The organism is Methylobacterium oryzisoli, assembly GCF_046557895.1.
Taxonomy (GTDB): Bacteria; Pseudomonadota; Alphaproteobacteria; order Rhizobiales; family Beijerinckiaceae; genus Methylobacterium; species Methylobacterium oryzisoli.
Genome location: NZ_JBKIBX010000038.1, coordinates 47,108 through 62,057 on the forward strand (window position 1 = coordinate 47,108; position 14,950 = coordinate 62,057).

General features: G+C 71.0%; 18 protein-coding genes. 3 read left to right on the plus strand and 15 right to left on the minus strand.

Features of this window, described 5'->3' with window-relative positions:
- Window positions 1-350: 350 nt before the first annotated feature.
- The 5 genes from ACKUB9_RS26575 to ACKUB9_RS26595 form a co-directional block, all read right to left on the minus strand.
- Window positions 351-716 (minus strand): septal ring lytic transglycosylase RlpA family protein, encoded by a 366-nt coding sequence (locus ACKUB9_RS26575; RefSeq protein ID WP_407528939.1) that lies wholly within the window; start codon window positions 714-716, stop codon window positions 351-353.
- 182 nt (window positions 717-898) lie between these two features.
- The gene (locus tag ACKUB9_RS26580; RefSeq protein WP_407528941.1) at window positions 899-1,531 is read right to left on the minus strand and encodes a response regulator; all 633 of its coding nucleotides are present in this window, start codon (window positions 1,529-1,531) and stop codon (window positions 899-901) included.
- 85 nt (window positions 1,532-1,616) lie between these two features.
- Window positions 1,617-2,078 (minus strand): hypothetical protein, encoded by a 462-nt coding sequence (locus ACKUB9_RS26585; protein ID WP_407528944.1) that lies wholly within the window; start codon window positions 2,076-2,078, stop codon window positions 1,617-1,619.
- Window positions 2,079-2,253: 175 nt separating this feature from the next.
- Window positions 2,254-3,390 carry a polyamine ABC transporter substrate-binding protein gene (locus ACKUB9_RS26590; RefSeq protein ID WP_407528946.1) on the minus strand — a complete coding sequence of 379 codons (1,137 nt, stop codon included), beginning with the start codon at window positions 3,388-3,390 and terminating at the stop codon, window positions 2,254-2,256.
- A gap of 1 nt (window position 3,391) precedes the next feature.
- Window positions 3,392-3,739 carry a RidA family protein gene (locus ACKUB9_RS26595; RefSeq protein WP_407528948.1) on the minus strand — a complete coding sequence of 116 codons (348 nt, stop codon included), beginning with the start codon at window positions 3,737-3,739 and terminating at the stop codon, window positions 3,392-3,394.
- Between the two features lie 223 nt (window positions 3,740-3,962).
- Here ACKUB9_RS26595 and ACKUB9_RS26600 point away from each other — a divergent pair, with 223 nt between their 5' ends.
- Window positions 3,963-4,226, plus strand: coding sequence for a GlsB/YeaQ/YmgE family stress response membrane protein (locus ACKUB9_RS26600; RefSeq protein WP_238240524.1), 264 nt, complete (start codon window positions 3,963-3,965; stop codon window positions 4,224-4,226).
- Window positions 4,227-4,378: 152 nt separating this feature from the next.
- Here the strand turns inward: ACKUB9_RS26600 and ACKUB9_RS26605 are convergent, their stop codons facing one another.
- The 3 genes from ACKUB9_RS26605 to rpsO all read right to left on the minus strand — a co-directional run bounded on the left by ACKUB9_RS26605 (window position 4,379) and on the right by rpsO (window position 7,592).
- Window positions 4,379-4,627 carry a YgaP-like transmembrane domain gene (locus tag ACKUB9_RS26605; protein WP_407528950.1) on the minus strand — a complete coding sequence of 83 codons (249 nt, stop codon included), beginning with the start codon at window positions 4,625-4,627 and terminating at the stop codon, window positions 4,379-4,381.
- Window positions 4,628-4,789: 162 nt separating this feature from the next.
- Window positions 4,790-6,967, minus strand: a complete 2,178-nt coding sequence (gene pnp / locus ACKUB9_RS26610) for a polyribonucleotide nucleotidyltransferase (RefSeq protein WP_407528952.1) — start codon at window positions 6,965-6,967, stop codon at window positions 4,790-4,792.
- Between the two features lie 355 nt (window positions 6,968-7,322).
- On the minus strand, window positions 7,323-7,592 hold the full coding sequence (rpsO, locus tag ACKUB9_RS26615) for a 30S ribosomal protein S15 (protein ID WP_407528954.1): 270 nt from the start codon (window positions 7,590-7,592) through the stop codon (window positions 7,323-7,325).
- Window positions 7,593-7,900: 308 nt separating this feature from the next.
- On the opposite strand from rpsO, the gene ACKUB9_RS26620 reads away from it, so the two are divergent.
- Complete coding sequence (locus ACKUB9_RS26620; protein WP_407528956.1) at window positions 7,901-8,449, plus strand: ferritin-like domain-containing protein; 549 nt, start codon at window positions 7,901-7,903, stop codon at window positions 8,447-8,449.
- A gap of 82 nt (window positions 8,450-8,531) precedes the next feature.
- On the opposite strand, the gene ACKUB9_RS26625 is transcribed toward ACKUB9_RS26620, so the two are convergent.
- The 4 genes from ACKUB9_RS26625 to ACKUB9_RS26640 form a co-directional block, all read right to left on the minus strand.
- Complete coding sequence (locus ACKUB9_RS26625; RefSeq protein ID WP_407528957.1) at window positions 8,532-9,083, minus strand: hypothetical protein; 552 nt, start codon at window positions 9,081-9,083, stop codon at window positions 8,532-8,534.
- Window positions 9,080-9,403, minus strand: a complete 324-nt coding sequence (locus ACKUB9_RS26630) for a PadR family transcriptional regulator (RefSeq protein WP_407528959.1) — start codon at window positions 9,401-9,403, stop codon at window positions 9,080-9,082. Before ACKUB9_RS26630 ends, ACKUB9_RS26625 begins: the two co-directional genes overlap by 4 nt.
- Window positions 9,404-9,471: 68 nt before the next feature.
- On the minus strand, window positions 9,472-10,218 hold the full coding sequence (locus tag ACKUB9_RS26635; protein ID WP_407528961.1) for an SDR family NAD(P)-dependent oxidoreductase: 747 nt from the start codon (window positions 10,216-10,218) through the stop codon (window positions 9,472-9,474).
- 3 nt (window positions 10,219-10,221) lie between these two features.
- Complete coding sequence (locus ACKUB9_RS26640) at window positions 10,222-11,082, minus strand: 2,4-didehydro-3-deoxy-L-rhamnonate hydrolase (protein WP_407528963.1); 861 nt, start codon at window positions 11,080-11,082, stop codon at window positions 10,222-10,224.
- A gap of 235 nt (window positions 11,083-11,317) precedes the next feature.
- Here ACKUB9_RS26640 and ACKUB9_RS26645 point away from each other — a divergent pair, with 235 nt between their 5' ends.
- The gene (locus ACKUB9_RS26645) at window positions 11,318-12,103 is read left to right on the plus strand and encodes an IclR family transcriptional regulator (protein ID WP_407528965.1); all 786 of its coding nucleotides are present in this window, start codon (window positions 11,318-11,320) and stop codon (window positions 12,101-12,103) included.
- A gap of 112 nt (window positions 12,104-12,215) precedes the next feature.
- Here ACKUB9_RS26645 and ACKUB9_RS26650 read toward each other — a convergent pair whose 3' ends face one another.
- The 3 genes from ACKUB9_RS26650 to ACKUB9_RS26660 all read right to left on the minus strand — a co-directional run.
- Window positions 12,216-13,025, minus strand: coding sequence for an exodeoxyribonuclease III (locus tag ACKUB9_RS26650; RefSeq protein ID WP_407528967.1), 810 nt, complete (start codon window positions 13,023-13,025; stop codon window positions 12,216-12,218).
- A gap of 32 nt (window positions 13,026-13,057) precedes the next feature.
- Window positions 13,058-13,984, minus strand: a complete 927-nt coding sequence (locus ACKUB9_RS26655) for an outer-membrane lipoprotein carrier protein LolA (protein WP_407528968.1) — start codon at window positions 13,982-13,984, stop codon at window positions 13,058-13,060.
- 139 nt (window positions 13,985-14,123) lie between these two features.
- Window positions 14,124-14,950: DNA translocase FtsK (locus ACKUB9_RS26660; protein WP_410825952.1), on the minus strand; the 827-nt coding region annotated here is incomplete at its 5' end.

The window sequence follows — 14,950 nt, forward strand, 5'->3', positions numbered from 1 at the left end:
CTCCAACCTCGACAGCGCGGAACAGTTCCGCTGACCGCGCAGAAACTTGACGTTTTCTTAATACCTTCGTGAAAGAGCAGTTCAGCCCCGAATCGCCGACGCAAGATCCGGAGAGTCCGGTCGATACTCCCGATGAACGGTAGACGGCCCTCTGACCCAGCGGCCGACCGGAGCGCCGACCGGCTTCAGAAGTCGATCCCGCCCACAATGCGCCCGGAGACGCACCGCTGCGCGCGCCGGAGCGGGGCGAGGTCTCACGGAAGATCGTGCGGGCGGGAGCCGAATCCTGGCCGGGCGGAGAGGAGCAGTCCGATCATCGGACCCGGCCGTGGGGCGAGGAGCGCTCCGGCTCAGAGCCGGCTCAGGCGGACCTTGGAGACGCCGCTGATGCCGATGGCGCGGGCGGAGGCCTGGCTCAGGTCGATCACCCGTCCGCCGACGAAGGGACCCCGGTCGTTGATGCGCACCACCACGGAGCGGCCGTTGCTGGTGTTGGTGACCCGCACCCGGCTGCCGAACGGCAGGCTGCGGTGGGCGGCCGTGAGGGCGTGAGTGTTGAAGCGCTCGCCGTTGGCGGTGCGGCGGCCCTGGAATCCCGGTCCATACCAGGAGGCGCCACCGGACTGAGCGAGGCTCGGCGTGCTGGCTTGTAGGGTTGCACCGACGCCGCAGACCGCCGTCGCACAGATGATCGCCAGCTTTGCCTTCGAAACCATATCGCATTCCCGTTTTGCTTGGTTGAGACCGCGCAACATAGGGCCGAAAGGGGCAGGAATGTGACTGGCGCTGGAGCGGACTAAACTAGGTATTGATCGATCCCATCGACTATGGGATCTGGTGGATGTTCTTTTAATGATTGACATCTCGCAGTTGCGAGATGAGTCGCGAGGGGCGGGCGTCAGCGCGCCCGCTCGCCCTCGCGAACGGCGATGCGGATCAGGTCGGCCAAGCTGCGGGCGCCGAGCTTGTGGCGCATCTGCGAGCAGGCATTGGCGACGGTCTTGTAGCTCACCGCCAGTTCCTCGGCGATGGCGCCGTGGGAGCGCCCGGCGCCGAGCAGGGCCAGGATCTGGCGCTCGCGCGCGGTGAGCGCCGCGAAGGGATCGGGCCGGGACGCGGCGCGCAGCAGCGCCACCTCGGCGGCGAGCGCGGGATCGAGGTAGGATTCGCCGGCCTGCACCCGCTCGAAGGCGCGGTAGAGGTCGCCCGAGGCGGTGTCCTTGAGGACGTAGCCCATCGCGCCGCTCTCCAGCGCCCGGGCGACGATCACCGGGTCGTCGTGCATGCTGAAGACGAGGATGCGCGTCTCCGGCGCGACGGCCCGGATGCGGCGGATCAGTTCCAGGCCGCTCAGGGTGTTGCCCTGGAAGGTGAGGTCGGCGACCACGACGGCGGGGCGGTGCCGGTGGAAGCTGCGGTAGCCCGCCACGACGCCGGTGGCCTCGTGCACGGCCTCGACGCCGGCATCCTCCAGCACGCGGCGGCATCCCTGCAGAACGATCGGATGATCGTCCACCACCAGCACGTTCACGGCCCGCTCCCTCGATCCTCGCCCGTCCCTCCCGCCCTGATAGCATCCGGCCCGGGAGCGCGCCGCTCCGTCCACGTCACTCTCATCAGGACGCCGCGTAGCGGGGGAGGCCGCATTCGAGCCGGGTGGAGAGGCGGAACAGCGCGGAGCGGCGCTCGGCCGCGTCCAGCATGACCGCGTCGAGATGCGCGCAGAGCTCGTCGAGGCTCGCCCCCGCGGCGAGGTCGGGGCAGTCTTGGTAGGGGCTCGACGCCTCGCGCACGGCGAGCGGACCGTCGGGGATCGCCACGATCGGCAGGCCGGGCCACGCGCCGCGCAGCCGCGCGGCGATGCCCGGCAGGGCGGGCGAGCGGCGCAGCGCCCCGCTGACCAGCGCGAGGTCGAGGACGGGAAGACCGATGCCCGGCATGGTGAGGACCGGACTCATCCGGGGGCCGATGACGCTCAGCACCCCGTAGCCCTTCGCCTTGAGCAGGCCGGCGAGGCGCGGCACCGCCTCGTCCGCGGTCCGCAGCAGCATCAGGACGGGTTCGCACGGATAGGCCATGACCGCCACCCAACTCGCCCGGTCATGGCTAGCACAGGCCCGGCGAGAGCGGCATTGCCCCTTTTGGGCGAGGCCGGGGCGCGACGTCCCCGGTCCGACGCGCGCGCCGCCGCACCGGTCCGTCGGCGGAGCCGGGCGGCGGCGCCGAGCGGCGGGACGGTGACCCGGTCTCCGCTCAGCGGCCGGTGCGGACGCGGGTCCAGAGGCGCGTGACGGTGCGCTGGGTCCGGTCGTCGTAGGCGGTGTTGGTGAACAGCCGCCGGAAGGTCGCGTCGTCCGGGTAGATGCCGGGATTGCCCAGGATCTCGGGCTTCACGAGCGGCTTGGCCGCGAGGTTGCCGCTCGCGTAGGAGACGAAGTTGGTGTTGGCCGCCGCCACCTCGGGCCGCATCATGAAGTCGATGAAGGCGTGGGCCTCGGCCGGATGGGGCGCGTCCTTCGGAATCGCGAAGGAATCGAACCACATCAGCGCCCCCTGCTGGGGGATGAAGTAGGCGATGTCGACGTCGTTCTTGGCCTCCTGGGCGCGCTTGCGGGCCTGGAGGACGTCGCCCGAATAGCCGACCGAGAGGCAGACGTCGCCGTTGGCGAGCTGGTTGATGTACTCGGAGGAGTGGAACTTCTGCACCGCGCCGCGGATGCGGAAGAGCGCCTCGCCGGCCTGGTTGAGGTCGTCCACGCGCTTCGAATCGGGCTTGAGGCCGAGCGCCGCCAGCACGTTCGGAAAAATGTCGTCGGGGGAATCCAGCAGGGTGACGCCGCACTCCTTGAGCTTGGCGACGAGTTCGGGCCGCAGCACCACGTCCCAGGTGTTGAGCGGCTGGTTGGGCCCCAGCCGCTCGCGCACCAGCGCGGTGTTCACGCCGATCCCGGTCGTGCCCCACATGTAGTTGACCGCGTAGGTGTTGCCCGGGTCGTAGACGGCGAGCCGCCCGGTCACCTCGGGCCACGCGTTCTTCAGGTTGGGCAGCTTGCCCTTGTCGAGGGGCTGGAAGACGCCCGCCTTGATCAGCCGCTGCAGGAAGGGCCCCGAGGGCACCACGAGATCGTAGCCCGAGCGCCCGGCGAGCAGCTTCGTCTCGACGATCTCGTTCGTGTCGTAGGTGTCGTACACGACCTTGATGCCGGTCTCGCGCGTGAAGGCGTCGAGCATCTTGGGGTCGATATAGTCCGACCAGTTGTAGACGTGGACGACCCGCTCCTGCGCGCCCGCGGGCCAAGCGAGGGCGAGGCAGACCGCGGCCGGGAGCGCGGCCAAGAGCCCGGCCGAGAGGCTGCGCAGGACGCGGCGGCGCAGGAGGGGTCGTCCCATCTCAGGCCCCCGCCGCCGCGGTCACCGAGATCTCGACCACGTACTGGGGACCGGCGAGCCTCGCCTCGACGGTGGCGCGGGCGGGCGCGTGGCCGGGCGCCACCCAGGCGTCCCAGACCCGGTTCATGTCGGCGAATCCCCCCATGTCGGCGAGGTAGATGGTGGCCGCGAGGATCCGCTCCTTCGAGGAGCCGACCTGCGCCAGCAGGGTTTCGATCTGGGACAGAATCGCCTGCGTCTGGGCGGCGACGCCGTCGCCCTGAGCGACCTGCCCGGCGAGGTAGACCGTGCCGTTGTGCACCACCGCCTGGCTCATCCGCGTGCCGGTCTCGATCCGTTGGATGCTCATGCTGTCGTCCTGCTCCGGAGTGCGGGGAAAGGCCCTCGCGGAAGAAGCCTCCGCGAAAGGGCCTCCGCGACTGGCCTTGTGCCGTCACCGGGCCGGGCGCGTAAAGCCCCGCCGGAGCGCGTCCCGCGGCCGGCGGCTCACGGACAAGCTCGCCCCGCGCAACCCTCCGGCGTCCTGCGCGTTGCCGGAGGAATCTCAAGCGAGGCCGAAAGGCGAAACCCTCATGTCGATCCTCTGGACCATCATCATCGGCTTCATCGCCGGCGTCATCGCGAAGTTCATCATGCCCGGCCGCAACGAGCCGAGCGGGTTCATCCTCACCACGATCCTGGGCATCGTGGGCGCCTTCGTCGCCACCTTTCTGGGTCAGGCCGTAGGCTGGTACGGACCGAACCAGGGCGCGGGCCTCATCGCCTCGGTGGTCGGCGCGGTGATCGTCCTGGCGATCTGGGGCTTCATCCAGAGCCGCCGCACCACGACCTACTGAGCGAACGCCGCACGGGCCCGCATCCCGCCGCCGGACGAAAAAGGGCGCCGCGATCGCGGCGCCCTTTTTCGTGTCTCGGCTGGCGTTCGCGCCGCGCTTCAGGATCACCCGCCAATCCGTTGGCCGGGCGGCGGGAATCCCGAAGTGCGGAATCATGTGTCGTAATGCAGGCGGCCGGATTCGGGCTGCTGTTCGAGGAGCGCCTTGGCGGCGCAGTGGCCGGTGGCGCCCCGGATGGCCAGCAGCGACCCTCCGAGTAGCACCGCGAGGCTCAGGAGCTTGTTGGGGCGCGGCTGCGCCGCCGCGGCGGCGAGCCCGAGGCCCAGCACCACCGAGATCGCCCGCTCCTTGGTGGAGAGGTTCGGGGGACCGCTGAAGACGTCCGTGAGGGCATTCGACATGGGGATCGCTCCTGAATGGGGATTCGGGGAGCGAACGCCGGGGAAACGGTGCCGTTCCGCATCCTGACCATGCGGCCGACGCACGCACGGGTCACCCAAACGCGAAGCGCGGCCCTCGTCGGGCCGCGCTCGCGCTCGTCGGATCGGGGGGTGGTGCGGCGCCTACTCGCCCGCGCCCTGGCGCGACTGCCGCTCGCGGTTGCGGTCGGCGTCACGCTCGGCCTTCAGCTTCTCGGTGAGGTCCTCGCCGGTCTGCTGGTCGACGACCTTCATCGAGAGGCGGATCTTGCCGCGCTCGTCCTGGCCTAAGAACTTCACCTTCACCTTGTCGCCTTCCTTCACCACGTCGGTGACCTTGGCGACGCGCTGGGGCGCCAGTTCCGAGATGTGGACGAGGCCGTCCTTGGCGCCGAAGAAGTTGACGAAGGCGCCGAACTCCATCGTCTTCACGACCGTGCCCTCGTAGATCATGCCGGGCTCGGCCTCCGCCACGATCGAGCGGATCCAGTTGTAGGCCGCCTTGATGGCCTTGCCGTCGGACGAGGCGATCTTGATGATGCCGGTGTCCTGGATGTCGATCTTGGCGCCGGTCTTTTCCACGATCTCGCGGATGACCTTGCCGCCCGTGCCGATGACCTCGCGGATCTTGTCGGTGGGGATCTGCATGGTCTCGATGCGGGGGGCGTGCTCGCCGAGTTCCGGCCGGGCCGTGGTCAGGGCCTTGGCCATCTCGTCGAGGATGTGGGCGCGGCCCTCCTTCGCCTGGTCGAGGGCGACCCGCATGATCTCCTCGGTGATGCCGGCGATCTTGATGTCCATCTGGAGGGAGGTGACGCCCTCGGAGGTGCCGGCCACCTTGAAGTCCATGTCGCCGAGGTGGTCCTCGTCGCCCAGGATGTCGGAGAGCACCGCGTAGCGCTCGCCCTCCAGGATCAGGCCCATGGCGATGCCCGCCACCGGACGGCGCAGGGGCACGCCCGCATCCATCAGGGACAGCGAGGCGCCGCAGACCGAGGCCATCGACGAGGAGCCGTTCGACTCGGTGATCTCCGACACGACGCGGATCGTGTAGGGGAACTCGTGCGCCGCCGGGAGCAGCGGGTGCACGGCGCGCCACGCGAGCTTGCCGTGGCCGATCTCACGCCGGCCCGGCGAGCCCATGCGGCCGGTCTCGCCCACCGAATAGGGCGGGAAGTTGTAGTGAAGGAGGAACGTCTCCTTGTAGGTGCCTTCCAGCGCGTCGATGAACTGCTCGTCGTCGCCGGTGCCGAGCGTCGCCACGACCAGCGCCTGGGTCTCGCCGCGGGTGAACAGGGCCGAGCCGTGGGCGCGCGGCAGCACGCCGACCTGCGACACGATCGGGCGCACGGTGCGCACGTCGCGCCCGTCGATGCGCGAGCCGGTGTCGAGGATGTTCCAGCGGACCACCTTCGACTGGGCCTCCTTGAAGGCGGCCTTGACCTTCTCGGGCTCGAAGCGGGCCTCGCCCTCGGCCGGGATGAGCGCGGCCGTCACCTTCGCCTTCACGGCGTCGACGGCGGCGTAGCGCTCCTGCTTGACCGTCTTCTTGTAGGCCTCGCGCAGATCCGCCTCGCCGACCTCCAGCACCGCCTTCTCGACCTCCGAGAGGTCGGTGGGCTGGAAATCGCGCGGCTCCTTGGCGGCCTTCTCGGCGAGCCGGATGATCGCCTCGATGACCGGCTGGAAGTGCTTGTGGCCGAACATCACGGCCCCGAGCATCACGTCCTCGGGCAATTCCTTGGCTTCAGACTCCACCATCAGCACGGCGGCGTCGGTGCCGGCCACCACGAGGTCGAGGCTCGACTCCTCCATCTCCTGGACCAGCGGGTTGAGCTTGTACTGACCGCCGACATAGCCGACGCGGGCCGCGCCGATCGGCCCCATGAAGGGCACGCCCGAGAGCGTCAGCGCCGCGGAGGCCGCCACCATCGCGACGACGTCCGGGTCGTTCTCGAGGTCGTGCGAGAGCACGGTCACGACCACCTGGGTGTCGTTGCGCCAGCCCTCGACGAAGAGGGGGCGGATCGGGCGGTCGATCAGGCGGGAGACCAGGGTCTCCTTCTCGGAGGGCCGGCCCTCGCGCTTGAAGTAGCCGCCCGGGATGCGGCCCGCCGCGTAGGCGCGCTCCTGGTAGTTCACCGTGAGGGGCAGGAAGTCGATGCCGGCCTTCGGCTCCTTCATCGACACCACGGTGGCGAGCACGGTGGTCTCGCCGTAGGTGGCGACCACGGCGCCGTCAGCCTGGCGGGCGACCTTGCCGGTCTCCAGCACCAGCTTGCGTCCACCCCAGAGCAATTCTTCGCGTTGTACGTCGAACATGTCGTCATGCCTTCATGCGGTCGGTCCGGGCGGGGCGGCGCCAGTGCAAGACGGCGAGGGGCTGGCGGGCGGCCGCGAGCCCCTGGCGATCCTGCCCTGGCGATCACGCCCGCGGGACCCGGAGGGTGAGCGGCCGGACCCATTCCGGCCCACTCGGGACGCCGCCCCCGCGTCGGGGGCCGCGCCGTGCCTGGAGCATTTTCCGACGAAGCGGCTGCCGGTTCGTCGCAGAAAATGCGGCAGATCAGAGACTTGGAGCAGCGCCGGAACGCGTTGCCATCGGGCGCTGCTCCAGGGATCCTCGGGACCCCGGAAGCGAGAGCGCGGCCCGGAGGACCGGACCGCGCGGAAGGCCTTAGCGGCGGATGCCGAGGCGCTCGATGAGGGTGCGGTAGCGCGCCTCGTCCTTGCGCTTCAGATAGTCGAGGAGCGACCGGCGCTGCGAGACCAGCTTGAGCAGGCCGCGGCGCGAGTGGTTGTCCTTGGTGTGGGTCTTGAAGTGCCCGGTGAGGTTGACGATCCGCTCGGTGAGGATCGCGACCTGAACCTCCGGCGAACCGGTGTCCTCGCCGCCGCGGGCATAATCCTTGATGAGCGCCGTCTTGCGCTCCGCCGTGATCGACATCGCGTGTCCTTCTTGCGTACGGGTTGAGATCAGGTGCGGCGTGCCGCCGCTTCCGCTCGGGATGCGGCCGGGCCGGGATGTCGTCCAGCGCGGTCGTCCAAAGCGAAAAGCCCCGCCATGCGTCGGGCGAGGGGCTGCCCTCCTATACACGATCCGGCCGGCCGCGCCACTCCCGGATGCGGGGTCGCACCGCGCGGGATCGCGCCTCGACCGCGCGGGATTTCGTCGCGCCCATCACTTATGCCCACGGTCGAACAAAGTCGTGCGCCCGTCGTTCTGCCCTCATTCCATCGAAGGAGAGGATGTTCATGGCCGACTCGATGACGAGCGCCGGTGCGAATCTGGCAAAGAACGAGGCTGTACAGACGATCTACATCACGGCTCTGCGCAACACGCATGCGCTTGAGAAGCAGGCCGCGCAGATGCTGGAGCGTCAGATCGAGCGGTACGCGCATTACCCGGACCTCGTGCAGGCGCTGCGGCTGCACAAGAGCGAGACCGACCAGCAGATCACCCGGCTGTCGGACATCCTGCACGCCCACGGCGAGGATCGCTCGCTGCTGAAGGACGTCGTGACGCAGACCGTGGGCAACGTGGCCGCGCTCGTCCACAGCGTCACCCCGGACGAGGTGCTCAAGAACCTCTACACCGACTACTCGGTGGAGACCTACGAGGTCGCCGCCTACACCTCCCTCATCGCCATCGCGGAATCGACCGGCCACGCCCAGGACGTGCCGGTCCTGCGGCAATCGCTGAAGGAGGAGGAGAGGGCCGCCGAGGCGGTCTTTCGGCAGATCGTGCCCGTCACGCAGGGCTATCTCGCGCGGTCGGCGCGCGGCGAGAAGGCGGACCGCTGAGACCATCTCCGCTTGGTCGAGTGGAGTTGGGATGAGCCGGCCGCGACGGCCCGGCGCGGCGCGTTTTCCCGCGCCGCGCCCGTCACGCCGCGGGACGCTGCGTGCAGGCGAGGCAGGTCCCCAGCACGGCGAGGCCGATTACCACGCCCTCGACGGCCAGCGCCGAGACGAGCGCGCCGTCGAGCGGCAGGCTCCCGGCCAGGCCGGGCCAGCGAAGGCCCGCGGCTGCGGTCAGATTCAGCACGAGGAGAACGGTGGCGGCTTCGGCGAGCCCGCGCCGCAGCACCACCCAGAGGGCGGCTAGCGCGTAGGCCGCCGCGACGCCGGCGAACACCGCGGCGGTCGGCGGCTGCGCCTCCGCCATCCGCAGCGCCGACCGGGCCGCGAAGGCGGCGTAGAGCAGGAGCGCGGCCGCCAGCCCGCCGCGAACCGGGGCCGGAACGGCGCTCAGGGCGTGCAGCCGCTCCCCGAGGCAGGCGAGCAGGCACCCGGCCGCGAAGCCGAGCACCTCGCGCTCGCCGAGATGGGCCGCCTCGGCCCGCATCGCCTCGCCCCACTCGCGCCGCGCCGCCGGCAGCACGGCGGCGCCGGCCTCCAGCAGCATCGAGGCGACCCGTCGGCGCAGCCCGCTCATGCGCATCCCTCCGCGGTTCCGGCGACCGGTGCGCGCTCGGCCAGGAGGTCGCGCTTCGCCAAGAGGTCGCGCCCGAAGGCTGCGCCGGTTGCGGTCAGCCGATAGGCGTGACGCGGCGGACGCGACGGTGCCGCAGCCTCTTCCCACCGCGCGTCGAGGTAGCCCGCCTCGTGCAGCCGCATCAGGAGCGGGTAGAGCGTGCCCGAGGCGAGCCCGGTGCGGCGCGAGAGGTCGTACCCGTGCTGCCACCCCGCCGCGTCCTCCGCGAGGGCGGCGAACACCAGGGCGGCTTGCGGCGAGGAATGGCGACGGCGCGGCATGCACAAACTCTACATAGGTAGACTTTTTCGCGCAAGCGCTTTTCCGTGCAGCCGCCGCCCGCCGCGGCTCAGTAGGTCGCCCGCCCGCCCGAGACGTCGAAGACGCCGCCCGTGCTGAAGGACGCCTCCTCGCTGGCCAGCCAGCAGATCAGGGCCGCGACCTCGTCGATGGTCCCGAACCGCCCGATCGGGATCTTCGAGAGCATGAAGTTGATGTGCTCCTCCGTCATCTGGTCGAAGATGGCGGTCTTCACGGCGGCCGGGGTGACGCAGTTGACCCGGATGTCGGTCTTTGCCAGTTCCTTGCCCAGGGACTTGGTGAGCCCGATCACCGCGGCCTTCGAGGCGCTGTAGGCGGAGGCGTTCTGGTTGCCTTCCTTGCCGGCGATCGAGGCGACGTTGACGATCCGCCCGTAACCGGTTTTTTCCAGAACCGGGATCGCGGCCCGGTTGCAATAGAACAGGCCGTGGACGTTGACGTCGAAGACCTGCTTCCAGGCCTCGGTCGGGTAGTCGCGCACCGGGCCGTTGGGGCCGGTGATGCCGGCGCTGCAGACCAGCACGTCGAGGCCGCCGAGGGCCGCGACGCTCGCCTGCATGGCGGCCTCGACCCGGGCCGGGTCACTGATGTCGAGCCCCTGGACGTCGGCGGCGCCGGATTCGGTCTTGGCGCGGGCGAGCGCCTCCGCGTTCACGTCCCAGAGGCTGACCGCGGCCCCCTCGGCCGCGAGGCGCGCCGCGACCGTGAGGCCGATGCCGGAGGCGCCGCCCGTGACGATGGCGCGGCGGTTGCCGAAGCGGTTCGCGAAGGTCATGGCTCAGCCCTCCTGCCGCCGCCAGGCCACCACCTCTTGGCGCTGCTCGCCGAGCTTGGCGATGCCGAGGGTCATGACGTCGCCGGGCTTCAGGAAGACGGGCGCGGGCTTGACGCCCATGCCGACGCCGGGCGGGGTGCCGGTGGTGATGATGTCGCCGGGCATCAGGGTCATGAAGCGGCTGACGTAGGACACGATCTCGGCGCAGCCGAAGATCATCGTGCGCGTGTTGCCGGTCTGCATGCGCCGGCCGTTGAGGTCGAGCCACATGTCGAGATCCTGCGGGTCGCCGACCTCGTCGGCCGTCACCAGCCAGGGTCCGACCGGCCCGAAGGTATCGCAGCCCTTGCCCTTGTCCCAGGTGCCGCCGCGCTCGATCTGGAATTCGCGCTCGCTGACGTCGTTGACGAGGCAGTAGCCGGCCACGTGCCCGAGCGCCTCCGCCTCCTCGACGTAGGCCGCGCGCCGCCCGATCACGATCCCGAGTTCGACCTCCCAGTCGCCCTTCCGGGAATCGCGCGGCAGCATCACCGGGTCGTTCGGCCCGCTGAGCGACGAGATCGCCTTGGTGAAGACCACGGGCTCGCTCGGGATCGGCAGGTTCGATTCGGCCGCGTGGTCGGCGTAGTTGAGGCCGATGGCGATGAACTTGCCCACCCCGGCGACCGGCACGCCCATCCGCGGCGTCCCCTCGACGAGGGGCAGGGAGGCCGGGTCGAGCCGCGCCAGGGCGGCGAGGCTCTCCGGCGCCAGCGCGTCGGGGCCGAGGTCGGGCAGGTGGGCCGAGAGGTCGCGGATGCGGCCCTCCGCATCGAGGAGGCCGGGCCGTTCGCGGCCCGCCGGGCCGTATCGCAAGAGCTTCATGTCGGAGGATCCTGGTGGCTGGACGGGGTGGCGGCCGGCGGGCACGCCCGCCGGCACAGGCGGGCATGCCCGCCGGCACGAATGGGCGCGCCGATCAGCCCGCGCGGGGCGGGGACGTCGGAATCACGGCCGTGGGATGGGCGGGGTCATCTTCATCCTCCCGGGCCGCCGCTGGCGGGCGCCCCGAAGATCCCATATGTTGGGATCATGTTCTTGTATGTGGGACGATAGCCGCATGAGCGCGAAGGCGTCAACAACGGGGCGGGAGCCCGCAGCGGGCAGCCAGACGCTGCTGCGCGGCCTCGACCTCCTGGAGGCGGTGGCGGCGGGGGCGACGGACCTCGCGGCCCTCTCGGCGGTCCTCGGCACCCCGCGCAGCACGACGCACCGGCTCGCCGCGGCCCTGGCCGAGCGGCGCTACCTCAACTTCGTGCCGCGCGAGGGCTACAGCCTGGGGCCGAAGCTGCTCGAACTCGGCTTTTGCGCCCAGCACGCGGTGGCGCTCACCCGCGTGGCCCGGCCCCATCTCGACCGTCTCTCGGCGGTGTGCGAGGACACGATCCATCTCGGCGTCCTCGACGGGGAATGGACGCTCTACCTCGACAAGATCCCGGGCCGGCGGCGCATCGAGGTGAGCTCGCGGGTCGGCGAGCGCCAGCCGGTCTGGTCGACGGGCATCGGCAAGGCGCTGATCCTCGACCTGGGCGAGGCGGGCTGGCGCCGCTTCTACGCGGTGGGCGAGGCCCGCGGCGCCGGCCGGGCGCGCGACCTCGAGGGCTGGCTCGACCGCATGCGCGCCTATGCCCGGCGCGGCGTCGCCTTCGACCGCGAGGAGAACGAGCCCGAGGTCCGCTGCGTGGCGGCCCCGATCCGGGACGCGAGCGGCGCCATCGTGGCGGCCTTCAGCGTGACCAGCACGGTCCAGTACATGGACGAGGCGCGGATGGAGCGCCTCGCCGACGAGGTCACGCGCCGGGCGGGGGAGATCAGCCGGGCGCTGGGCTGGCCGGGACGGCCGTGAGCGACGCCGCGCGCAGCCGGCCCGCCGTCGCCCTGCTCCGGGATCGGCTTCCTGTTCGTGGACGGCAACACGCTCGCAGTCGCCAAGCGCTGATTGGGCCGGCGTCGAGCCCCTACAGCTCCAGTTCGACCGTCACCGGCACGTGGTCGGAGGGGCGTTCCCAGGCCCGGGTGTGCCGCGCCGCCGTCACGGCGCGCACGCTGCCGGCGAGGTCGGGCGTGACCCAGATGTGGTCGAGGCGGCGGCCCTTGTCGGCGGCGGCCCAGTCAGGGGAGCGGTAGCTCCACCACGTGTAGATCTTCTCCGGCTCGGGCCGCAGGTGCCGCATCGTGTCGATCCAGCCGGCCTCGCCCCGCAGGGTCTCCAGGCGCTCGGTCTCGACGGGCGTGTGGCTCACCACGTCGAGGAGCTGCCGGTGCGACCAGACATCGTGTTCGAGCGGCGCCACGTTGAGGTCGCCGACGAGGATCGCGGGGCCGCGCGGGCGCCTGTCCCCCCAGGCGCGCAGTTCGTCCATGAAGGCGAGCTTGTGCGCGAACTTGTCGTTGAGGGCCGGGTCCGGCACGTCGCCGCCCGCCGGGACGTAAAAATCGTGCAGCACGATGCCGGCCGCCGCCCCCGCCTCGGGTCCCAGCACCGCCGCGATGTGGCGCGCGTCCCGGCGCTCGCAAAAGTCGATCCGCTCCTCGCGGACGAGCGGCAGGCGCGACAGGATGGCGACGCCGTTGTAGCCCTTCTGCCCGGCGAAGACGACGTGCGGGTAGCCGAAGCCCTGCAGTTCCTTCAGGGGGAAGCGGTCGTCCGGGCACTTGGTCTCCTGCAGGCACAGCACGTCGGGCCGCGCCTCGTCGAGGAAGCGGCGCACGAGGTCGATGCGCAGGCGGACGGAGTTGATGTTCCAGGTCGAGACGGTGAGGCGCACCGGAGCAATCTTCTGGCGAGGGAGGGCGGGGGTCAGCGCGCCGGGGATTGCTGGCGCATGCGCTGCTCCAGTTCCTTGTCCTCGGCCCGGCCGTAGTTGATGACGAACATCATGCCGTCGATCGGCCGGCCGCGCTGCAGGTTGGAGAGCACGACGGTGGTCTGGTAGCCCTGCGGGTCGGTGATCCGCCACTGGCCCAGGGTCTTCATCGCCTCGTCGAAGGTGAGGACGATGCGGGAGGTGCCGCCCAGCGTCGAGCGGTCCTCCAGGCTGATGCGCACGCCGCCCGGATCGGCCGCCACGTCCGTCACCGTGAGGTCGCGGGCGAGGTCGATCTTGTCGCGCAGCAGGAATTTCAGCGGCGTCTGCGAGATGAAGTAGAGGTCCTGGGTCGCGAGCTTGCGGTCGCGCACCGCCACCGAGGTGCCGTCGGCGACGACTTCGAGCGGGGAGGGCTGGTCGTAGTCGAAGCGCAGCCGCCCGGGCTTGGCGAGGTAGAGCTTGCCGCCGATCCTGCGCCCGTCCGCGCCGATCTGGACGAAGCCGCCGGTGAGCGTCGAGACGTTGTTGAAGTAGGCGTTGGCGCGCTCGATCACCGCGGCCGGGTTGGTCGGGTCGACGGCCGCCGGGGTGGTGACGGCCGCGACCTGCTGGGGCGGGGCCGCGGCGGGCGCGGGCGCGGCCTCGGCGGTCTCGACCGGGGCGCGGGACCCGCCGAGGGCGGCGGGCCGGCGGGGCGGCAGGGGGGGGCGCGCGGACGAGCTCGAGGCCGCTCCCGCCGGCGCGCCGGCCGGGGCCGCCTCGGGCACCGGCGCGGGGGCCGGGTCCTTGCGGCCGAACAGGCCGTCGAGGAAGGAGGTCACCTGGGCCTGGGCGGGCGGGGCGCCGAGCGCGCCCGCGACGCAGAGAAAAGCCGCGAGGACGGGGAGCGGGCCGGGACGGGTGCGACGGCCGGTCATCGGCGAGGGCCTCCGTGGGAGCGGATCGCGGGGCAGGTCGGTCCGCCGGACCGCGTGCGCCGCGGCGGACGAGCCGGCGTTAGAGCCGGCCCCTGTGGCGAATATGCGACTGGGCGCGCGCCGCGCGCGGGAGGCAGGCTCATGCCTCCTCGCCCATACCGGCACCGGCACCGCCGGCCGCGGCCTCGACCAGGATCTCGCGCTTGCCGGCGTGGTTGGCGGGGCCGACGATGCCCTCGCGCTCCATCCGCTCCATCAGCGAGGCCGCCCGGTTGTAGCCGATCTGCAGCCGCCGCTGGATGTAGCTCGTCGACGCCTTCTTGTCCCGCAGCACCACCGCCACCGCCTGCTCGTAGAGATCCGCCGCCGGCTCGGCGAAGTTGCCCTGGTCGAAGACCGGCGCATCGGCGGCGGCCTCGGCCGCCTCCTCCTCGTCGGCCGTGACCGCGTCGAGATAAGCCGGGCGCCCCTGCGTCTTGAGGTGGGCGACCACGCTCTCGACCTCGGCGTCCGAGCAGAACGGGCCGTGCACGCGCGTGGTGCGCCCGCCGCCGGCCATGAACAGCATGTCGCCCTGGCCCAGCAGCTGCTCGGCCCCCATCTCGCCGAGAATCGTCCGCGAGTCGATCTTGCTCGTCACCTGGAAGGAGATCCGGGTCGGGAAGTTCGCCTTGATCGTCCCGGTGATCACGTCCACCGAGGGACGCTGGGTCGCCATGATCAGGTGGATGCCCGCCGCGCGGGCCATCTGCGCCAGGCGCTGGATCGCCCCCTCGATGTCCTTGCCGGCCACCATCATCAGGTCGGCCATCTCGTCCACGATGATCACGATGTACGGCAGGGCCGTGAGGTCCATCACCTCGTCCTCGTACACCGCCTCCCCCGTCTCCCGGTCGAACCCCGTCTGCACGGTGCGGATGATCACCTCGTCCCGCTCGCGCGCCTCCGCCACCCGCGCGTTGAACC

What these genes read in the sequence shown, in the direction of transcription:
- rpsO (WP_407528954.1), bottom strand. Translation starts at nt 7,592, where the DNA reads ATGTCGATCACGGCGGAGCGCAAGACGGCGCTCATCAAGGATTATGCC.
- ACKUB9_RS26625 (WP_407528957.1), bottom strand. Translation starts at nt 9,083, where the DNA reads ATGAGCGGGCTGCGCCGACGGGTCGCCTCGATGCTGCTGGAGGCCGGC.
- ACKUB9_RS26635 (WP_407528961.1), bottom strand. Translation starts at nt 10,218, where the DNA reads ATGACCTTCGCGAACCGCTTCGGCAACCGCCGCGCCATCGTCACGGGC.
- ACKUB9_RS26595 (WP_407528948.1), bottom strand. Translation starts at nt 3,739, where the DNA reads ATGAGCATCCAACGGATCGAGACCGGCACGCGGATGAGCCAGGCGGTG.
- ACKUB9_RS26605 (WP_407528950.1), bottom strand. Translation starts at nt 4,627, where the DNA reads ATGTCGAATGCCCTCACGGACGTCTTCAGCGGTCCCCCGAACCTCTCC.
- pnp (WP_407528952.1), bottom strand. Translation starts at nt 6,967, where the DNA reads ATGTTCGACGTACAACGCGAAGAATTGCTCTGGGGTGGACGCAAGCTG.
- ACKUB9_RS26590 (WP_407528946.1), bottom strand. Translation starts at nt 3,390, where the DNA reads ATGGGACGACCCCTCCTGCGCCGCCGCGTCCTGCGCAGCCTCTCGGCC.
- ACKUB9_RS26575 (WP_407528939.1), bottom strand. Translation starts at nt 716, where the DNA reads ATGGTTTCGAAGGCAAAGCTGGCGATCATCTGTGCGACGGCGGTCTGC.
- ACKUB9_RS26620 (WP_407528956.1), top strand. Translation starts at nt 7,901, where the DNA reads ATGGCCGACTCGATGACGAGCGCCGGTGCGAATCTGGCAAAGAACGAG.
- ACKUB9_RS26655 (WP_407528968.1), bottom strand. Translation starts at nt 13,984, where the DNA reads ATGACCGGCCGTCGCACCCGTCCCGGCCCGCTCCCCGTCCTCGCGGCT.
- ACKUB9_RS26630 (WP_407528959.1), bottom strand. Translation starts at nt 9,403, where the DNA reads ATGCCGCGCCGTCGCCATTCCTCGCCGCAAGCCGCCCTGGTGTTCGCC.
- ACKUB9_RS26645 (WP_407528965.1), top strand. Translation starts at nt 11,318, where the DNA reads ATGAGCGCGAAGGCGTCAACAACGGGGCGGGAGCCCGCAGCGGGCAGC.
- ACKUB9_RS26640 (WP_407528963.1), bottom strand. Translation starts at nt 11,082, where the DNA reads ATGAAGCTCTTGCGATACGGCCCGGCGGGCCGCGAACGGCCCGGCCTC.
- ACKUB9_RS26600 (WP_238240524.1), top strand. Translation starts at nt 3,963, where the DNA reads ATGTCGATCCTCTGGACCATCATCATCGGCTTCATCGCCGGCGTCATC.
- ACKUB9_RS26585 (WP_407528944.1), bottom strand. Translation starts at nt 2,078, where the DNA reads ATGGCCTATCCGTGCGAACCCGTCCTGATGCTGCTGCGGACCGCGGAC.